The following is a 19,105-nucleotide window of genomic DNA, read 5'->3' as shown; positions in this document are numbered from 1 at the left end:
GGATTTTTTCCATTGAAGCAAGTATATTGACATTATCATGTGAGAAGGTGCAAGAGATGAAACAACTAACGACATACATGATTTTATTTAGCTGTGTATTTTTTTGGGCAAGTAATTTTATTATTGGTTCTATCCTTATTAATCATTGGGAGCCTATAGTAATTGCTATTTACAGACTAATAATCATTGTTCTTTTTTTAGGGTGTATTCATTGGCAAGCGATTGTCCATGTAACATTTACGCGTAATGATTTTTTATTATTAATGATTGCTGGCATTTTGGGTGTTGCCATTAATCACTACAGCTTTTATGCAAGTCTTCAGCACACTTCTCCCATTACAGCAGCCCTTGTATTAGCCTGTGCACCAATTGTTACGTCACTACTTAATAAAATGATTTATAAGGAATATCGAAACATTATTTTTTGGATAGGTACTATTATTTCGTTAATGGGCGTATCGCTGATCATTACGAAGGGAGCCTTACTTGTTATTTCAATTGGTAAAGGTGAGATTCTAAGCTTGGTGACAATGCTAAGTTTTGCCCTGTTCCTTATTATTGTGAATCATCTTAGTCTAAAAATTCCGGCTGAGGCTATTACGTTTTATACAAATTTAGTAGGACTAATCGCGCTTACACCATTTGGCACAACTATATTGACGCAAAAGAATATGCCAGTGGAATTTCCGTATTGGTTCCTTTTAATCGTGTCAGCCATAATTATTCATGGGATTAGTAATTTAATGTGGAATAGAAAAATGAAAGATATTGGCTCTACAAATGCCTCACTTTTGTTAAATTTTGAACCAGCTATTGCGATGATTTTAAGTGCCGTTTTTTTACAACAACTGCCCACCATCATTCAGATTTACGGCTCTTTATTGATTCTCTTAGGTATTCTGCTATGTGTTTATTATAAAGAAATAAAAGCTTTATCTTTTATAAAAAGAAAAGCGAGCTAAAAAGATGTTTGAATCGTTTCCGAGCATCTCTTTTTAGCTTGCTTAGCTTTGATTTTTTTTGTGTAATGTGTAATTTAAAAAAGCGATATATAGGATAGGAAGGAGTACGGTAATCATGACAATTCCCTGCCATTTAAAATGCAGCCAGATTGGACTGAGTAAAGTACTACCTGATGCAACACCTATATAATAAGAAACGAGATATAAACTGGATGCAAGCCCCTTTTGATGAATCGCTGTCCGGCTAACTGTTGCAGAGGTTAAGGCATGAGCGGTGAAAAAACCTAAGCATGCAATACAGAGCCCAACAATAATCATCATAAGGGAGAAGCTTAACGTTAATAAAATCCCGCACACTAATAGAAGTACTCCAAATGTTCGGATCATATTGATGCCGACTTTACCTGCAAGGGAGTTTGCAATTGGCGAACCAATAATTCCTAAGCCATATGCTAAAAAAATAAAGGAAATCGTTTTTAACGATAATAAGAACGGTGGTTCAGCTAAATAGTACGGGATAAATGACCACATTCCTGTAAATGATAGCTGCAAAATGATCCCAAATCCAAAAAGAATCAGTAAATTTGGATTTTTTAAATGCAGCCAAAAACCATGTAAATCCTTTTGAATAGTACGCTGATGGACTGAAAAATTTCTTGATTTTGGAAGGGTAAGCCACACTAGAATGAATATAATGCCACCCAAAAGTGCTAAAGAGAAAAATGCAACCTCCCAAGATTTATTTTCTGTCAGATAGCCCATCATCAGACGACCAATTGTTCCACCTAGAGCATTACAGGAAATGTAAAGTGCTGTTGCAAAGCCCATTGATTGCTGATTTATTTCTTCACTGATATAGGCAAGTGCTGCTGCAGGCACACCAGCAATCGCAAAGCCTTGGATAAAACGCAAAAAAATAATCATAGAAAAAGAATCCGTTAAAGGCATTAAGAGAAAAGGGATAATCGTTAAAACAATCGAAAGTCGAATAAACAGGACTCGTCCATATCGATCAGATAAAAAACCTAAAACAATTAACCCGATAATTACGGATAAAGTTGTTACAGACATGGCCAGACTTGCAGTGGAGACAGAAATTTGAAATTGCTCTGTAAAAAAGGGGAGCAGCGGCTGTACTGAGTACATTGCTGCAAATACAAACACCGAAGCTCCTCCTAAGCTAATCACAATTGTCCAAAATTGGCGATCCTTAATCGAATACCTCTTTGTCAATGATTCCATAGAGAGGCCCTTATTTCATTTGCTCTGGTAACCAAAGTGATAGTTGTGGCAATAAAACCACTAAACCTAAGAAAATAATCATTAAAACGATGAAAGGAATGACCCCTTTTACCACCTCACCAAGCTTTTCCTTAGCAATTCCACTTACGACAAAGAGATTCAGTCCCACTGGCGGTGTAATCATGCCAAGCTCCATGTTAATTGTCATAATAATAGCAAAGTGAATCAGATTAATATCGAAATGTGCTAGAATCGGTAATAGAATTGGTAAAGTAATTAAAATAATGGATACAGCCTCTAAGAACATGCCCATAACAAAGAATAGAATATTAACAATTATCATGAATATCCACTTGTTCATATCACTTTCGGCAATCCATGCACCAACCTGCTGTGGTACTTGTGCATTTGTTAAATATAATCCAAATAATGAAGCGGCACCGATAATCAAGAAAATCATGGCTGTAATATTAATGGACTCTACCAAGACCTCGCGGAAATCCTTTAGCTTCATTTCTCTATAGATAAACAGGGATACGATAAGACCATAGAAAACGGCAATAACCGCTGATTCAGTTGGTGTTACAACCCCTGAATAGATTGTTCCTAAAATTAAGAATGGTAAAAATGCACCCCAAATTGCTTTTAAAGATTTACGACCACGCTCACTCCAAGAAGCTGGTTCATCTCCTTTAAAACCATTGCGTTTCGCATAAACAATAGCTGCTACTATTAAAATGCCTGTTAATGCAAGTCCTGGAATAACACCAGCCATAAATAATTCACCAATAGATTGCTCTGATGTAATACCATAAATGATTAGCGGTACACTTGGTGGAATTAAAATACCTAATGTACCACCAGCGGCAACAAGCCCCATAGAATAGCGCTTCTTATAGCCAGCAGAAATCATCGCAGGAATCATGATAGAACCAATTGCAGCAGCCGTTGCAGGTGAAGAGCCTGAAATCGCTGCAAAAATAGCACAGGCGATGATTGTTACAACAGCAAGACCACCTGGAAGATGGCCAATCCATGCACGTAAGGCTTCAATAAGATATTTTGAAATTCCACCACGCGCCATGAGTACCCCTGCAAGGACGAAGCCTGGAATTGCCATCATTGGAAAGGAATCCAATGCAGTAAAAATACGCTGAGGAATCATATTCATATTAAAATCAATTTGGAAGAACACAAGAATTGTCGATAGTGCTAAACTAATCGCGACCGGTACTCGTAGGAATAGTAATAAAAAGAAACTAAGTAAGAGGATTAGCATATTCTTCGTCCTTTCCTCGTAGAATGTTGACTAATCTTTCTACGAATCTTAGTAAAAATAAAACGCCTGAAATCGGTAAAACTAAGTATACAATCCACATTGGTATCCCAATATCAAGTGATACCATGCCTGATGTATAACGGTTTTCTACTAAAACAAAGCCGTAATACGTATAAATTAAACAAAAGGCAATGCTTAACCCAGTTGCTACTAAATCCAGTACACGTTTCATAGAAGGCTTTAATTTATCGTATAAAATATCTACTTGAATATGTTGATTGTGGCGAAGGGCTAAGCCAAATCCTAGAAATGTACCCCAAATAATTGAATAACGTGCTAATTCCTCTACCCATGCTTGCGGTTCATTGAATATGTAACGCATAATTACGCCATAAAAAATAAGAACTACACCTGCTACGAAAAAGATTCCAGCTAGGATTTCTTCTAAATAGCCCCAGATTTTATGTAAGGCCTTCATTCAATTGCCTCCTTCATGTATATATTTGAAAAAAGAATGATGATTATTCATCATTTAAGTACAAACGGGTGCTTAATCTCCCACTATAGTAATGTTGCTGCTTGTAGTGAGCGTCTTAGCACCCGTTCGTACAGGTTTTGTGTAAGCGATTTACTAAAATTTAATAATTCTCCATCTTTATTCGACAGATCTTTACTGTGCGAAAGCGCAGTGTATAATGTTGACCTCAATTCCCTACGGATGGCACGGATTTTGAAAAAGAATCTGCATGAATTCTGCGGATTATACCTACAAGGCTCATCTGTATGATGAACCCTGTGGCTTATCCGTGAAAATGAGCAGATTCTTATTTAAACGATTTAATTCCCCGAATAGAAAGATTTTTTAATAACCCAAAATTACGTTATTTCAGATCACGAATACCATTAATTAATTCTTCAGTGATCACTTCACCAAACTCTTCATATACTGGTTCAAGTTTTGCTTTAATAGCTTCTTTTTGTTCAGTCGTTAACTCAAGAACTTCAATACCAGAGTTTTTAATGTTCTCAAATGATTTTGCGTTTTCATCAGCAGCTAAATCCCAAGCTAGTTTCGTTGCTTCATCTAGTGATGCTTCTACTGCTGTTAATAAATCAGCAGGGATTTTCTCCCAGAATGATTTGTTAACAAAGATTGCATAGTCAAGGCGACCATGTTCAGATACTGAGAAATATTTTTGAACTTCTTGGTATTTTTGTGTATCAAAGTTGTTGAATGTATTTTCTTGTCCATCAACTGTTCCTTGTTGTAAGGCAGCATATGTTTCACCAAATGCAATTGTTGCAGAGCCGGCATTTAGCGCTTTAAATTGAGCTTCTAATACTTTTCCTGCTTGTGCACGGAATTTCAATCCTTTAAAATCTTCTACTTTTTCAAGTGGATGCTTGTTATTTGAGAAATGTTTAAAGCCATTTTCCCAGAATACTAAACCTTTAATATCATTTGCTGCTAATTGATTCGATTCAAGAATTGTTTTAGCTACGTCAGAAGTAAAGAATTTACGTACGTGCTCTTCGTTCTCAAATAGATAAGGCATATCAACATATTGCCAACGTGGGTCGATTTTAACCATTTTTGTTACAGAAGGAGCAATCATATGAACATTTCCAGATACTAGCGCATCTAGTTCATCATTATCCCCATATAATTGTGAAGAAGGGTAAACTTCAACTTTTACTTTACCTTCTGTTTTTTCATCTACTAATTTCGCAAAAGCATCAGCTGCTTTTCCTTTTACACTATCAATTGATGTTACATGTGAGAATTTAATAACAAGCGGTTTGTCCTTGGTATAGCCGCCATCACCCTCAGCTGCTGGTGCAGATGTTTCTTTTTTGTCACCACTACAAGCTGCAAGTGCTAAAACTAGTACAGCCATAAGTGACATGAAAAGCCATTTTTTCATTACATATCCCCCTAAATGTTATGATTATAGTTAAAAGGTGAACCTTTTTAACCCATGCTAGTGTTGTGATTGGTTTTTAGGAAGTGCTTGGATATATTTTTTTCCATAGTTTTCTGCATAATAGCGATAAACAGGCTCGAATGCAGATTCCCATTCTTCCTTCTCTTCATCTGATAAATTGTAGATTTTAATGCAATCACATGCTTCCATTTCTTCAAGTCGCTCTGCTGTTAAATTTTCTGCAAGTTGCCATTCCCATTCTTGTACTTCCTTTAGTGTTTCTATGAGCAGAGTTTGCACATCTTCCGGTAGGGAATTCCAAAATTCATGATTCATTAGCAGTAAATAACCAAGATAGCCATGGTTACTAATCGTTAAGTAGTCTTGTAGCGAATGTAAATTTTTGCTTGTAATGTTTGTCAGCGTATTTTCCTGACCATCGACATTGCCTCTTTGTAGTTGATGAAAAACAGTATTGAAGTCAATGCGTTTTGGATAGGCTCCAACAATGGAAAACTGTTCAGATAAAACATCACTTGGCATAATCCTCATACGCAAGCCATTCAAATCTTGCACAGTTTCTATAGGTCGAATACTATTACTAAATTGCTTAAATCCACTATCCCAAACGCCCATGGAAAATAGATTATGAGCATTTAATTTTGTCATTAACGATTGACCAACATCACTGTTGACATATGTATGCACTTCATCTGCATTTTTAAATGCATAAGGTAGATCCATAACTGACCACTCTGGTACAAGCGTTGTAATTTTTGAAATAGCAGGGGCGATCATTTGAATATCCCCACGTAATAATGCATTCATTTCTTCGCCATCTTTATAAAGAACCCCATTTGGAAACACTTGAATCTCGACATGTCCATTACTACGTTCTTTGATTAGCTCTGCAAATTTTACGGCTGCCATTCCTTTCGGTGTATTTTCACCAACTACATGTGAAAATCGAATAACGATTTGTTCCTCATGACTTAACTGCTCATTGTCGGTAGGGTAAACGTCTTCCTGACATGAAACTAACAGAATTGTTATGAAAATGAGAACGCTAACAAAACTGCGTGCAAAACGATTACTCCACATACAAATTCACCCCTAATCTCTATAAGATGTGAACGATTTTCATTGTAGTTCATTTCATTAAATACTCAATATTATGGTTTTAATGGACATTTTGGTATTTATGGTATATAACAATTTGTTATTTTAAAAAACTGTTACAAAACAGATTCAAAAGAAATCCTTATTAAAAATCTGTAAAGAAAAAGAACCTGCCTTATTCCTTGATACAAGCTAACAGAATACATTTCAATCTAATGTAGGAATTGGAATATATTCGAGGAAGGGCAGATTCTTGCTATTTAGTTAATAAACTAAATCTTATTCTACTTAATGGAATAGTATTTTGTCGGACGACCTACTGTCCCGTATTGTAATTCAATTGAGACAGTTCCCTTAGTAGCCAAAAAATCCAAGTATTTACGCACAGTTACTCTGGCCATTCCGACATTTTGAGCTAGCTGCTCTGAGGTAATAGCTGCACGATGTGTCGTTAAATAATCAAGAATCTGTTGCATTGTTATCGTGTTTAGTCCCTTGGGAAGCTCCGTTGTTTCATGCTGTATCCCTAGCCATTTGTCGATGTCCTCTTGATTAAATGCCTGCGAGCTTTGTAGCTTTTTGGTAGAGCTTTTGTATTGCTGCAATGCTTTTTCAAAGCGATCAAAACGAAATGGCTTGATAAGATAGTCGATGGCTCCCAGTCGAAGTGCCTCCTGAACTGTTGGCGCATCTCTTGCAGCAGTAATCATAATAATATCCGAGGGGACACGTTCTGCACGAAGCTTTAAGAATAGTTCCATGCCTGTCATATCTGGTAAAAACATATCGAGTAAAATTAAATTTGGCTTCTTTCTTATAATTTTGTCATAGGCTTCACGACCATTGACTGATTCACCCACGAGCTGAAAACCATTCAATTTATTTAAAAAACCTTTATTTACTTCAAGTACCATTGGATCGTCTTCTACGATAAACACTGAAAGATTACTCATTGTTCTTCAGTCACCCCTACTTCTATTGTAATGATTGTTCCAACATTGACGGTTGATTCTACTAGAATAATTCCATTGTTTGATTCCACAATCTGTTTCACAAGAGCAAGTCCAATACCATGACCATCCTTTTGTTTTGTGCTAAAGCCATAATCGAAAATCCGATTTGGCAAACCAGTAATTCCCTTACCACTATCCTGTACTTCAATGAATAAATGATGTTTATGGCCAATTAATGTAATATGAACATCTTTATGAGCACATTCAAAGCATGCCTCCATTGCATTGTCCAATAAGTTACCAATAATAGTTACCATGTCACCACTGGAAAAACCACTCATAAAATCAACGAGCTTTGAGTCCTCATCAATTGTCAGCTCCACACCAAGCTCTTTTGCACGTGAAAATTTACCAAGTAATAATCCTTGAATCGAATAATCATGAATCTTGTCATGCAAGCTTTGAATAATCTCTTCCTCATCTGTAATTTCATCAATAATCAAGCTTAGAGCATCATCATCCCGTTCCAATTGTATTAATCCTGCAATACTATGTAAGCGATTCATATATTCATGTTGCTGGGCACGTAATGAATCCACTAGTATTTTTATGCCAGTTAATTCTTCAGCTAACATATTTGCTTCTTTTCGATCGGTTAGCATAATAAGGTAGCCAGCATTTTGTTCCATGATACGAATAGGAAAGGTGCGAACTAAGTACATTTGCTCAAACATCAATAGAGGTCTATATACTTCATGCTGTTGTAGCGTATCCTCTGCGAGCCAGGTCCCTTTAAACAAAGCTTTTCTAGAAATCTTCTGTCCGAAGAAATGTGTATATTGCCTTGCTAAACGATTAATAAAGGTGACATTACCGCTTTCATCAGTTGCTAAGATACCGATATCCATCGCTTGAATAATACCAGACCGTTCTTCTACTAATCGGGCTATTTCGTAAGGCTCCAAATTAAAGGTTTGGCGCTTTAAATGATTGGCAACCCATACAGACCCACCTAAGCCGATGATTAATCCCCAAAAAAGAGACATCAGGATATCAAATTGATATTCATCTACAAGGTTATACCATTTTGGTGCAAGTAATCCGACAGTAATAACACCAACTTGCCTTGTACCTTCTTCATTCATTATAGGTACGAATGCTCTGATAGAATATCCTAAAACACCTCTTGCCTTCGATATATACTCATGCTGAGAAAAGGCTTCTATTTCGTCTCCACCTTCAAAGACTGTACCTAGCTTACTTTCTGATGGGTGTGAATAACGAATTCGATTCATATCAATAATCACAATATAATCTACATCAGTTGTTAAGCGAATACGCTCTGCAATTGGTTGAATAATTTCAAAACCAGCCGGCTTGCCTACATTATTTTGAACATCTGTAAGCTGTGATACAGTTCTTGCAATTGCGATCGCTCGTGCACCAAACTCTTTTTCAAAAGCTCCTCCAAGATTATGAATCATGATAGCTCCACTTGTGGCAATTGAAAAAATAACAATTATGAATGAAAAAATAAACATTTTTAGTCGTAAAGAAATATTTTTCATAGGAATGTGAAAGGAATAGGAGTACTCCCTTTACTTAATTCAACACCTCTTTAAATAAAGATAATTGTAAGACAATGAATCTTAGATGAACGAACAATTCTTGTAAAAAAATGATAAGAGTACATAGGAGGACCAAACTAGGAATTTCATTCTATTATAAATTAACATAAATAATTAGTTTGTTGTAATACAACTTTAGTTGAAAAGTACTGTTTTCATTTGTGTACTATAACAAATTTGTGGATGTAATTAAACACAGTGCTTTCTTATTACTTTATATAGCATCATTTGATTATGAGGAAGAGAGAAGTATCACTTGTTTCCTAAAGAAAAATTTATATTTGAATAATAAAAATGAATAAGAAAAGATTATTCGAAATGGAATATACAAAACATGCATTATAATTATTTGGATATTAAACTAGAAAAAGGGAAAATTGATAACTAGATTTCTTTTTTACTTCCACTTTGTGTAGATAAATTTTGTACATTTTAGTTTTAAAATTCTCTTTCGTTCTTAATATTTCTCTATGATAAAAATTTGATTATGTTGTTATTCGAGAGAAATGGGGACAATATTCTAATCGAAAAAAGAGTAATATACACCATGAGAATGTGAAAATATGCACAAATAAAATTATTTTTAAATAATTTTAAGTTATGGAGATAATAGAGTAGAAAAATATTATTATCTAAAATATGTTGCGATTTCTCTTTGATAAGCGTTGTTTCACTTAGAGGCTGTAGGATTTATGACGGAGATATAATACGCTGATAAAGAAAATACTTTTTGGAGAAATAATATTTTTTAGAAAAACATCTTGCATTTGAATAATTCTAAGTGGTAAATTGTTTTACATGGACGTTCATAGAATTTTCACAGGTAGCAAAAGAGGGGAGAAATGAGAATTTATGAATAAAAATAGATGGTTAATTGCATTATCTGCAATCGCTATTCACCTTTCAATCGGTGGAGCTTATGCATACAGTGTATACAAGCTACCGATTGTCACAGAGATGGGATGGAGTGAAACAAAGGTAACGGTTGCCTTTACGATTATGATGGGGCTTGCGGGTTTTTCAGCCGCACTATTTGGTAGTTTAGTAGAAAAATTGGGGCCACGTAAATCTGCCATGGTAGCAGCTGTTCTATTTGGGGCAGGACAAGCTGGTGCTGGTGTAGCAATTTCAATGGATTCTGTAACATTGTATTGGTTAACATATGGCGTGTTAAGTGGATTAGGTATGGGGATAGGCTATATTGCGCCTGTATCAACATTAGTAAAATGGTTCCCAGACCGTAGAGGCTTGGCAACAGGTATGGCTGTACTTGGATTTGGATCTGGAGCATTAATTACAGCACCAGTAGCAGCAAACTTAATGGAGGCTGTTGGAATTTCTACAACATACTTTATTTTAGGGGCAAGTTATTTCACGTTAATGATTTTAGGGGCTTTATATATTGCACCGCCTGCACCTGAATATATGCCAGCAAACATGAAGGCTGCTGCAAATGGTGGTAAAGAAGTAGTAAAAAAAGATTTAGCAGTTATGTCTGCTCGTGAGGCTGTTAAAACAAAGCATTTCTGGATGCTATGGTCAATGCATTTAGTAAATGTAACAGCAGGGATTATGATGATTTCTGTCGCCTCTCCAATGGCCCAAGAAATTGTGGGATTATCAGTTGCGGGAGCTGCAGCAATGGTAGGTATTATGGGGTTATTTAACGGTGGTGGTCGTTTAATTTGGGCTGCTGTGTCTGACTATATTGGTCGTTCGAACGTCTTTGTTATTTTCTTTACGGCACAGTTAATTACATTTATTGTGTTACCACATACGACGAACGTGATACTTTTCCAAGCACTTATTTTCTTAGTTGTTAGTTGCTATGGTGGTGGCTTCTCGAATTTACCTGCATTTGCAAGTGATTTATTTGGTACAAAGCAACTAGGTGTTATTCATGGTTATTTATTAACGACTTGGTCATTAGGCGGTATTTTTGGTCCTTTACTGGTGAGCACAATTAAAAATGCTTATGGAAGTTACATTCCAGTATTCTATGTATTTGCTGGGTTAATCGCAGCATCATTAATTATTTCATTAACATTACGTGCAGATGTACGTAAACGAACAGCTTTAAAAGCAGCAGCACAAAATGTTGGAGACGTCTCCGCTACACAATAAACGTTACTTTCAATTCGCACTTGAAGGTACTAGGTCTTGACCATATAAGTATCATTTCGCACATGATGCTTGTATGGTTTTTTTGTTGTAGCGAGTGTTATATAACAATAGATTAATCTTTGTTTAATGTATAACAGAGGTTGTCTGATGTCAATAACATTACGGGAAATAAAGTGATTTCGCTACCAAAAGAGCAATTTCGAAACGAAAAGCAAACTATAGAAGTCAGGAGCAACATTTTAGCTATTGTTGAAATGTTGAATCTTTTCCTCGACTAAAGCGTATATAAGGTAATAAGGAGTGATTGAAGATGGGGAAATTTTCTTTACACGAGTTCATCAATAAAACACAGCAGGATGATAATGAAAACGATTATTTTGAGCTAGAAACGGAGCGTGTACTGGAGATCAATTTAGATGGCGAGGTTTGGTCTAAAATGGGCGCTATGATTTCTTACATAGGCGACATTAAGTTTGAGCGAGAGCGTGTGCTGGAGCATGGATTAGGAAAAATGTTTAAAAAGGCACTAACAGGTGAAGGAACACAGCTTATGAAGGCAAAAGGTAAAGGGCGACTTTATTTAGCTGATCAAGGGAAGAAGGTTACGATTTTTGATTTGAAAAATGAAAGTATTTGCGTCAATGGCAATGATTTGCTTGCATTTGAACCAAGCATCGATTGGGATATTCATTTAATGCGTAAAATGGCAGGCATCATGTCAGGCGGATTGTTTAATGTAACTTTAAAAGGAACAGGAAAGGTAGCCATTACCACCCATTTTGAACCTTTAACACTATTAGTACGCCCAGGTGAGACGGTATATACTGATCCTCATGCCACAGTAGCATGGTCAGGTAATTTAGCACCTGAGTTTAAAACAGATATCAGCTTCCGTACACTTATCGGTCGAGGCAGTGGCGAATCCATTCAAATGGCATTTTCAGGTGAAGGTTTTGTCATTATTCAACCATTTGAGGAAGTTTATATGTCTAGCGAAAGCTAAAAAATGCGTGCCTAATTATTCGAGGGCACTGAAAAAGTCGATTTGCCACAAAAAATGTGATGCAAATCGACTTTTTTAAGTTTCTAAATCGAACAAAAGACAGATTTATAATATAGAAAAATGAATTTCTGTAGTTTTTCAGTGTCCTCAATTATTCAGGACACGTTTTTTAATGATAAGAAGTGTCTCTTATTCGCGTGGAAAATTATTTAAGTCCTGCGTTCATTCCAGCAATACGTCCGGTAACAAGTGCAGATGTAATATTATAGCCTCCTGTATAGCCATGAATATCAAGGATTTCACCGCAGAAGAATAAACCATTCTTTTTCTTAGAGGCCATTGTCTTCGGCTCTATTTCTTTAACAGAAATACCCCCACCAGTAACAAATGCCTTTTCAAGAGATTGTGTTCCACTTACAGTCATCGTAAAATGGACAAGCAAACGAGCTAAATGGCGAATTTTTTCCTGTGCTATTTCAGTGCCTGTCATTTGTACATCAATGCCAGCACGTTCACATAAAAACAATAGCCATCGTTCAGGGGCTATCCCTTTCCATACGTTTTTAACCGCTCTCTTTGGATCTTCTTTCCATAGCTTATTTAAGGATTGCAGACATGTTTCTTCATTATAATGGACAAGCGTTTGAATACGGATTGTCACTGGTTCATAGCCAGTTTTCATTAATTCTTTTACGATAAATTGGCTACAGCGTAAAATAGCAGGACCACTTAATCCGAAATGAGTAAAGAGCATGTCCATTTGATGGGTTACGAGCACTTTACCTTTTTTATTTAAAACCGAAACAGCAACCTCTCGTAAAGCCAGCCCCTGAAGCTCACGATTTTGTATAAAGTCTTCCTTCGAAAGCACAGGAACCTCTGTAGGGAATAACGTTGTAATTGTATGACCTGCGCGCTCTGCCCATGGATAACCATCACCAGTTGAGCCTGTTTGTGGAACCGCTTTTCCACCTACAGCAACTATTACAGCCTCGCTACGGACTTCTAAACCGTCTGCAAGGCGAACACCAAGAATTTTTTCCTCATCCATTAAAAGCTTACTGACAGGGGTATTTAACCGAACTTCTACATGCAAACGCTGTAATTGACGGATTAATGCGTCAACAACATCTTGCGCGCGGTTAGACACGGGAAACATACGCCCATGATCCTCCTCTTTTAGGGCAACACCGAGCCCTTCAAAAAAGGCAATAATATCCTCATTATTATAAACTGTGAATGGGCTATATAAAAACCGCCCATTACCTGGTATATGTTTAACAATTTCTTCTATAGGTAAACGATTTGTCACATTACAGCGACCCCCACCAGAAATAGCAAGCTTTTTACCAAGCTTATTCCCTTTTTCTACTAGTAATACTTTCTTTTTTCGTTCTCCAGCAGCGATTGCAGCCATTAAGCCTGAGGGACCTCCACCTATCACAATTACATCATACATATATAGAAACTCACTTTCTGTTCAAATTAGGAATCTTTCCTATTATACATGAAGTCTATATAGAGGGGCTTCTTTCACATTGAAAATAATGCGAAAGTGTTTTATAATTCCTTATCTCATCTAAATCGATGAAAAGTTAGTTTTTTGTTAATTCAAGGAATCGGAATACGATTATCTATGTAAAACAGGCTACCCGATGAAAGTTTTTTTTCTGTGTTGTCAGCATGAAATGAACGTCTATTCGTGCTATTATGGAAAAGGTTATGCACTAAATTATGAGGTGAAAAATAGAATGTGCGGATTTATAGGCTATATTAGTGGAACAAATGTAATCGATCATCATCAAACGATTGAAAATATGATGAATACTATTATTCACCGTGGACCAGATAGCGGTGGTATTCACAGTGACGATAAAGTTACGTTGGGATTCCGACGATTAAGTATTATCGACTTGTCAGATGTGGCAAATCAACCATTGTACAGTGCAGATGGTAATATTGTGCTTGTATTTAATGGAGAAATCTTTAATTTCCAAGCGCTACGTGAAGATTTAATTGCTAAGGGACATACATTTAAAACACAATCTGATAGTGAAGTTATAATTTATGGTTATGTAGAATATGGTGTAGAGTTTGTTAAACAATTACGAGGTATGTTTGCATTCTGCATTTGGGATAAAAAGAATGATTTACAATTTATTGCCCGTGATGGCTTTGGTATTAAGCCGTTGTATTACTCAGAGAATACAACAGATGGAACCTTTATTTTCGGTTCAGAAATTAAATCCTTCTTACCCCACCCATCCTTTATTAAAGAATTAAATAAAAATGCCCTTCGTCCATATTTAACTTTCCAATATTCGTCAATGGATGAAACTTTCTTTAAAGGTGTGTTTAAACTACCACCAGCGCATTATATGTTAATTCAAAATGGGAAAAAGAAAATCGTGCAGTACTGGGATAAAAAATTCCATGCGAAAGAGGCACCAATTGAAAAATATGTAGAAGACATTCGTTCTACAGTAAGAGAATCAGTAGAAGCACATCAAATCAGCGATGTAAAGGTTGGTTCATTCTTATCAGGAGGAATTGATTCAAGCTATATAACGGCATTACTGCGTCCTGATAAGTCCTTCTCTGTTGGTTTTTCTGACTATGAAGATATGTTTAATGAAACAAACTTAGCAAAAGATTTATCAGATACATTAAACATTCAAAATGAGCGTAAATATATATCAGCTGATGAATGCTTTGAGGCTTTACCAAAAATTCAATGGCATATGGACGAGCCACAATCCAATCCATCTTCTGTACCACTTTATTTCCTTTCTGAGCTAGCTTCGAAGGACGTAACAGTTGTCCTTTCAGGTGAAGGAGCGGATGAAATTTTTGGTGGCTACTCATGGTATCAAAACTCAGGTAAAATGCAACAATACGAAAAAATTCCTTTTGGTATTCGTAAGGCATTACGAGGTCTTGCAGAGGCATTACCTAAAAATCAATACACAAACTTCCTTATAAAAGGTGGACAATCAGTCGAAGAACGCTTTATAGGTGAAGCGGTTGTCTGGGATGAAGAAGATGCATTAAATGTATTAAAACCAGACTATAAAAATGGTCCATCTGTTAAGTCCATAACAAAGCGTATCTATGATGAAGTACCTGGCGATGATGATGTGACAAAGATGCAGTACTTAGATTTAAATCTATGGATGCCTGGCGATATTTTATTAAAAGCAGATAAAATGAGTATGGCGCATTCAATTGAATTACGTGTACCATTTTTAGATAAAGAAGTAATGGAATTAGCGAAAAACATTCCATCAAGATATCGTGTCAACGACATTGATACGAAATATGTGCTTCGTCAAGCAGCTCATCAGGAATTACCAGAGGAATGGGCAAAACGTCCAAAGCTAGGCTTCCCAGTACCAATCCGTCATTGGCTACGTGAAGAGAAATACTACAACATGGTAAAAGAAATGTTCACAACAGATTTTGCCAATAAATTCTTTGATACAAAGCAATTAGTAGGCTATCTCGATGAGCATTATGAAGGTAAGGCAAATCGTGGGCGCTATATTTGGACTGCCTATGTATTCTTAGTATGGTATAAACAATTTTTTATAGACATGAAATAGCTACTGAGTCGGTGGAGGTTTTTTAATCTCCACCGATTATTTTGAGCATTTTATTATCAGAATAAAAATAAATTTACTGTCTTTTTGATGGACTAGCCTAAAGCTAGAACTTTTTGATAGAATAATGCGTCTGTTTACCTATAAATATGTTAAGATTACAAGTGGTTTATGCAATTACGCTGGGGCGTAAATGAAATTATGTTTACAATTATCTTTGGCAGCGTTTGCATGTGGCGAAAGCAGTTAAATTTACTTGTAACGAGTAAATCTGCTCCGTTGTCGGTGAAAACTGCTCGGGTACCAAGTAAACCTGGTCCGTTGTTGTTGAAAACTGCTCGGGTACCAAGTAAACCTGGTCCGTTGTTGTTGAAAACTGCTCGGGTGCCAAGTAAACCCGCTCCGTTGTCGTTGAGAACTGCTCGGGTGCCAAGTAAAATTGCTCCGTTGCCAGTCAGAACTGCTCGGGTGCCAAGTAAACCTGCTCCGTTGTCGGTGAAAACTGCTCGGGTGCCAAGTAAACTCGCTCCGTTGCCAGTCAGAACTGCTCGGGTACCAAGTAAACCTGCTCCGTTGTCATTGAAAACTGCTCGGGTGCCAAGTAAACCCGCTCCGTTGTCGTTGAAAACTGCTCGGGTACCGTGTAAACCCGCTCCGTTGTCGTTGAGAACTGCTCGGGTGCCAAGTAAACCTGCTCCGTTGTCAGTTAGAACTGCTTAGGTAACGAGTAAAACCGCAGTGATCAGTTAAAAAACTCGCTCAGATACCGAAAAATCTGATTATAGTGAATATTTTCCAATGCTTATTCTATGTGTTACGATGAAATTATTGATTTTATGATGAATGGATGGGTACAATGTCCAATTTAATGAAAGGTACTGCGATATTAACAATGGGGATGTTTTTATCGAAGGTACTCGGATTAATTTATATTTTTCCGTTTTATGCAATTGTGGGCGAGGAAAATATTGCGCTCTATCAATATGCATACATTCCCTATTCGATTATGCTAGCAGTAGCCATCTCTGGTGCGCCAATTGCTGTATCTAAGTTTGTTTCTAAATACAATGCACTTGGTGATTATCAATCAGGCCGCAAGCTTATGAAATCAGGCATACTGATTATGATGATAACTGGTCTAGCCGCATTTATTGCCCTTTTTATATTAGCTACACCTATAGCGGGGCTTGTCATAAAAAGTGATGAGCAGGCTTTTACAGTCGAGCAAATTGCTTCCGTGATTCGTTGGGTTAGCTTTGCTTTAATTGTTGTCCCATTTATGAGTCTTTGGCGTGGATTTTTCCAAGGTTATGACAAAATGGAACCTACAGCAGTTTCGCAATTAGTTGAACAAATTGTTCGTATTGTTGTGTTATTAGGTGGATCGTTCCTAGTAGTAGTTGTCTTTAATGGCAAACCACAAACAGCCGTTTCCTTTGCCGTATTCGCAGCCTTTATCGGGGCTATTGGCGGGTTGATGGTACTCTATTATTATTGGAAAAAATACCAACCTGAATTTAATTTATTGCGCAGTCAAAGTGTTACATCTACTCAACTGCCAATGTCCAATATTTATAAAGAAGTTATTACGTATTCCATTCCAATGGTATTCGTAGGTGTTGCCAATCCATTATTTCAGCTAGTGGATATGTTAACGTTTAACGGTGCAATGACATCCATAGGCTTAGCAGAAGTAACCGATAAATATTTATCAATGATTAATTTCACCACACATAAAGTTGTGATTATTCCGGTTATGCTAGCTACAGGTTTTTCGATGGCACTAGTACCGACGATTACTAAGTATTTTACACAGGGTGAATATTTATCACTGCGACATGCAATGGATAAAACCTATCAAATATTAATTTTTATTACATTGCCTGCTGTAGTGGGGATTTCATTGTTAGCGAATGAAATATACTTTATGCTCTATTCTGAAAGTGAAATGGGGGCTACCATTTTAGCTCACTATGCGCCTGTTGCTATTTTATTTGCATTGTTCCAGGTAACAGCAGCTTTATTACAGGGGATCGACTTCCAGAAATGGATTGTCTTCAGCCTGTTATCAGGGATTTTTGTCAAGCTAGCAATCAACATACCTTTAATTCGATGGATTGAGGCTGATGGAGCCATTCTTGCCACAGCCATTGGCTACGGGGTTTCAATTATTATTAATATGCTAGTACTAAGAAAAGCACTGAATTACAAATCTGAGATGGTTCTTCGCCGTGTCATGCTTATCTCTCTTTTGACTCTTGCAATGGTCATCAGTGTATTGATTGTGCATAAGCTGCTAGGCTTTGTGATGGGACCAGTGGATGGAAAATTCTCTGCATTTGTTTACTCAGTTATTTGTGCTGGCGTAGGTGTTGGGGTATATGGTTATTTATCTTTACGTCTAGGCTTAGCTCAAAAATTACTCGGTGAACGACTGACAAAAATTACGAACAAACTTGGATTTAAATAGGAGGATTTATGCGTTTAGATAAATTACTAGCAAATATGGGGTATGGGTCACGCAAGGAAGTGAAGCAGCTTCTTAAGCAAAAGGCAGTAACTGTGGATGGTGCATATGTAAAGGATGCAGCATTGCATGTAGACCCTGAAAAACAAGATGTTTCCGTTTTTGGTGAACGTGTTGTTTACACAGAATTTGTATACTTTATGATGAATAAACCTCCTGGCGTTATTTCTGCAACAGAGGATGTACGAGATGAGACGGTCATTGATTTGTTAGAGCCCTTACATCAACATTTTCAGCCTTTTCCAGTTGGGCGCTTAGATAAAGATACAGAAGGGTTGCTGCTGTTAACGAATGACGGTCAGCTAGCACATCATTTATTGTCTCCCAAAAAGCATGTGCCTAAAGTTTATTATGCGCAAATAGAAGGACTTGTGACAGAGGAAGACTGCAAAAAATTTGCACAGGGCGTAGAGCTGGACGACGGTTATGTGACAAAACCAGGCAAGCTCATTATCTTAAAATCTGACCTTCAATCAGAAATAGAGCTAACCATTCAAGAAGGTAAGTTTCATCAGGTGAAGCGTATGTTTGAGTCAGTTGGTAAGCGTGTTACCTATTTAAAGCGATTATCAATGGGAAGCCTTAAGCTAGATGACAATTTAGCTTTAGGGGAATATAGAGAATTAACTACAAAAGAACTAACAGCCTTACAAAATAGGGATTAATAGAAACCTCGATGCTAATAAAAATTAGTATCGAGGTATTTTTATATACATTCTTAAACTAGTAACTGTATAATATAAT

Annotated in this window: 15 protein-coding genes; 7 read left to right on the top strand and 8 right to left on the bottom strand. The window is 36.7% G+C overall.

Features of this window, described 5'->3' with window-relative positions:
* Positions 1–56: 56 nt before the first annotated feature.
* Entirely contained in the window at positions 57–962 is a 906-nt protein-coding gene (locus AC2CGN_RS11150; protein ID WP_484513871.1) for a DMT family transporter, read from the top strand.
* Between the two features lie 42 nt (positions 963–1,004).
* Here the strand turns inward: AC2CGN_RS11150 and AC2CGN_RS11145 are convergent, their stop codons facing one another.
* The 7 genes from AC2CGN_RS11145 to AC2CGN_RS11115 form a co-directional block, all read right to left on the bottom strand.
* Positions 1,005–2,204 carry an MFS transporter gene (locus tag AC2CGN_RS11145; protein ID WP_484513869.1) on the bottom strand — a complete coding sequence of 400 codons (1,200 nt, stop codon included), beginning with the start codon at positions 2,202–2,204 and terminating at the stop codon, positions 1,005–1,007.
* A gap of 10 nt (positions 2,205–2,214) precedes the next feature.
* Positions 2,215–3,483, bottom strand: coding sequence for a TRAP transporter large permease (locus AC2CGN_RS11140; protein WP_429982776.1), 1,269 nt, complete (start codon positions 3,481–3,483; stop codon positions 2,215–2,217).
* Positions 3,464–3,961 carry a TRAP transporter small permease gene (locus AC2CGN_RS11135; protein WP_484513867.1) on the bottom strand — a complete coding sequence of 166 codons (498 nt, stop codon included), beginning with the start codon at positions 3,959–3,961 and terminating at the stop codon, positions 3,464–3,466. The genes AC2CGN_RS11140 and AC2CGN_RS11135 overlap by 20 nt, the downstream gene beginning before the upstream one ends.
* Positions 3,962–4,364: 403 nt before the next feature.
* The gene (locus AC2CGN_RS11130; protein WP_429982774.1) at positions 4,365–5,408 is read right to left on the bottom strand and encodes a DctP family TRAP transporter solute-binding subunit; all 1,044 of its coding nucleotides are present in this window, start codon (positions 5,406–5,408) and stop codon (positions 4,365–4,367) included.
* 57 nt (positions 5,409–5,465) lie between these two features.
* Positions 5,466–6,509: a DctP family TRAP transporter solute-binding subunit gene (locus tag AC2CGN_RS11125; protein WP_286923367.1), complete on the bottom strand. Its 1,044-nt coding sequence runs from the start codon at positions 6,507–6,509 to the stop codon at positions 5,466–5,468.
* 302 nt (positions 6,510–6,811) lie between these two features.
* Positions 6,812–7,480 (bottom strand): response regulator, encoded by a 669-nt coding sequence (locus tag AC2CGN_RS11120; protein ID WP_286923366.1) that lies wholly within the window; start codon positions 7,478–7,480, stop codon positions 6,812–6,814.
* Complete coding sequence (locus AC2CGN_RS11115) at positions 7,477–9,048, bottom strand: ATP-binding protein (protein WP_286923365.1); 1,572 nt, start codon at positions 9,046–9,048, stop codon at positions 7,477–7,479. The genes AC2CGN_RS11120 and AC2CGN_RS11115 overlap by 4 nt, the downstream gene beginning before the upstream one ends.
* Positions 9,049–9,960: 912 nt before the next feature.
* On the opposite strand from AC2CGN_RS11115, the gene AC2CGN_RS11110 reads away from it, so the two are divergent.
* Both AC2CGN_RS11110 and AC2CGN_RS11105 read left to right on the top strand, forming a co-directional pair.
* On the top strand, positions 9,961–11,232 hold the full coding sequence (locus AC2CGN_RS11110) for an L-lactate MFS transporter (protein ID WP_484513863.1): 1,272 nt from the start codon (positions 9,961–9,963) through the stop codon (positions 11,230–11,232).
* A gap of 310 nt (positions 11,233–11,542) precedes the next feature.
* On the top strand, positions 11,543–12,235 hold the full coding sequence (locus AC2CGN_RS11105; protein WP_484513861.1) for an AIM24 family protein: 693 nt from the start codon (positions 11,543–11,545) through the stop codon (positions 12,233–12,235).
* 205 nt (positions 12,236–12,440) lie between these two features.
* On the opposite strand, the gene AC2CGN_RS11100 is transcribed toward AC2CGN_RS11105, so the two are convergent.
* Entirely contained in the window at positions 12,441–13,694 is a 1,254-nt protein-coding gene (locus AC2CGN_RS11100; RefSeq protein ID WP_429982773.1) for a BaiN/RdsA family NAD(P)/FAD-dependent oxidoreductase, read from the bottom strand.
* Positions 13,695–13,986: 292 nt separating this feature from the next.
* On the opposite strand from AC2CGN_RS11100, the gene asnB reads away from it, so the two are divergent.
* The 4 genes from asnB to AC2CGN_RS11080 all read left to right on the top strand — a co-directional run bounded on the left by asnB (position 13,987) and on the right by AC2CGN_RS11080 (position 19,026).
* Positions 13,987–15,837, top strand: coding sequence for an asparagine synthase (glutamine-hydrolyzing) (gene asnB, locus AC2CGN_RS11095; protein WP_484513936.1), 1,851 nt, complete (start codon positions 13,987–13,989; stop codon positions 15,835–15,837).
* A gap of 168 nt (positions 15,838–16,005) precedes the next feature.
* Positions 16,006–16,554 carry a ribosomal eL19 family protein gene (locus AC2CGN_RS11090; protein WP_484513859.1) on the top strand — a complete coding sequence of 183 codons (549 nt, stop codon included), beginning with the start codon at positions 16,006–16,008 and terminating at the stop codon, positions 16,552–16,554.
* A 136-nt stretch (positions 16,555–16,690) separates the two neighbouring features.
* Positions 16,691–18,304: a putative polysaccharide biosynthesis protein gene (locus tag AC2CGN_RS11085; RefSeq protein ID WP_429985900.1), complete on the top strand. Its 1,614-nt coding sequence runs from the start codon at positions 16,691–16,693 to the stop codon at positions 18,302–18,304.
* 8 nt (positions 18,305–18,312) lie between these two features.
* Positions 18,313–19,026 carry a pseudouridine synthase gene (locus AC2CGN_RS11080; protein WP_429982770.1) on the top strand — a complete coding sequence of 238 codons (714 nt, stop codon included), beginning with the start codon at positions 18,313–18,315 and terminating at the stop codon, positions 19,024–19,026.
* Positions 19,027–19,105 lie beyond the last annotated feature (79 nt).

The sequence above is a fragment of the Lysinibacillus sp. DFXJR4 genome, from assembly GCF_057196045.1.
This window is presented reverse-complemented; position numbering and strand designations above follow the sequence as displayed.

Excerpts from the sequence above, each read along its gene's own strand:
- AC2CGN_RS11150 (WP_484513871.1), top strand. The coding sequence starts at position 57 with ATGAAACAACTAACGACATACATGATTTTATTTAGCTGTGTATTTTTT.
- AC2CGN_RS11145 (WP_484513869.1), bottom strand. The coding sequence starts at position 2,204 with ATGGAATCATTGACAAAGAGGTATTCGATTAAGGATCGCCAATTTTGG.
- AC2CGN_RS11140 (WP_429982776.1), bottom strand. The coding sequence starts at position 3,483 with ATGCTAATCCTCTTACTTAGTTTCTTTTTATTACTATTCCTACGAGTA.
- AC2CGN_RS11135 (WP_484513867.1), bottom strand. The coding sequence starts at position 3,961 with ATGAAGGCCTTACATAAAATCTGGGGCTATTTAGAAGAAATCCTAGCT.
- AC2CGN_RS11130 (WP_429982774.1), bottom strand. The coding sequence starts at position 5,408 with ATGAAAAAATGGCTTTTCATGTCACTTATGGCTGTACTAGTTTTAGCA.
- AC2CGN_RS11125 (WP_286923367.1), bottom strand. The coding sequence starts at position 6,509 with ATGTGGAGTAATCGTTTTGCACGCAGTTTTGTTAGCGTTCTCATTTTC.
- AC2CGN_RS11120 (WP_286923366.1), bottom strand. The coding sequence starts at position 7,480 with ATGAGTAATCTTTCAGTGTTTATCGTAGAAGACGATCCAATGGTACTT.
- AC2CGN_RS11115 (WP_286923365.1), bottom strand. The coding sequence starts at position 9,048 with ATGAAAAATATTTCTTTACGACTAAAAATGTTTATTTTTTCATTCATA.
- AC2CGN_RS11110 (WP_484513863.1), top strand. The coding sequence starts at position 9,961 with ATGAATAAAAATAGATGGTTAATTGCATTATCTGCAATCGCTATTCAC.
- AC2CGN_RS11105 (WP_484513861.1), top strand. The coding sequence starts at position 11,543 with ATGGGGAAATTTTCTTTACACGAGTTCATCAATAAAACACAGCAGGAT.
- AC2CGN_RS11100 (WP_429982773.1), bottom strand. The coding sequence starts at position 13,694 with ATGTATGATGTAATTGTGATAGGTGGAGGTCCCTCAGGCTTAATGGCT.
- asnB (WP_484513936.1), top strand. The coding sequence starts at position 13,987 with ATGTGCGGATTTATAGGCTATATTAGTGGAACAAATGTAATCGATCAT.
- AC2CGN_RS11090 (WP_484513859.1), top strand. The coding sequence starts at position 16,006 with ATGCAATTACGCTGGGGCGTAAATGAAATTATGTTTACAATTATCTTT.
- AC2CGN_RS11085 (WP_429985900.1), top strand. The coding sequence starts at position 16,691 with ATGTCCAATTTAATGAAAGGTACTGCGATATTAACAATGGGGATGTTT.
- AC2CGN_RS11080 (WP_429982770.1), top strand. The coding sequence starts at position 18,313 with ATGCGTTTAGATAAATTACTAGCAAATATGGGGTATGGGTCACGCAAG.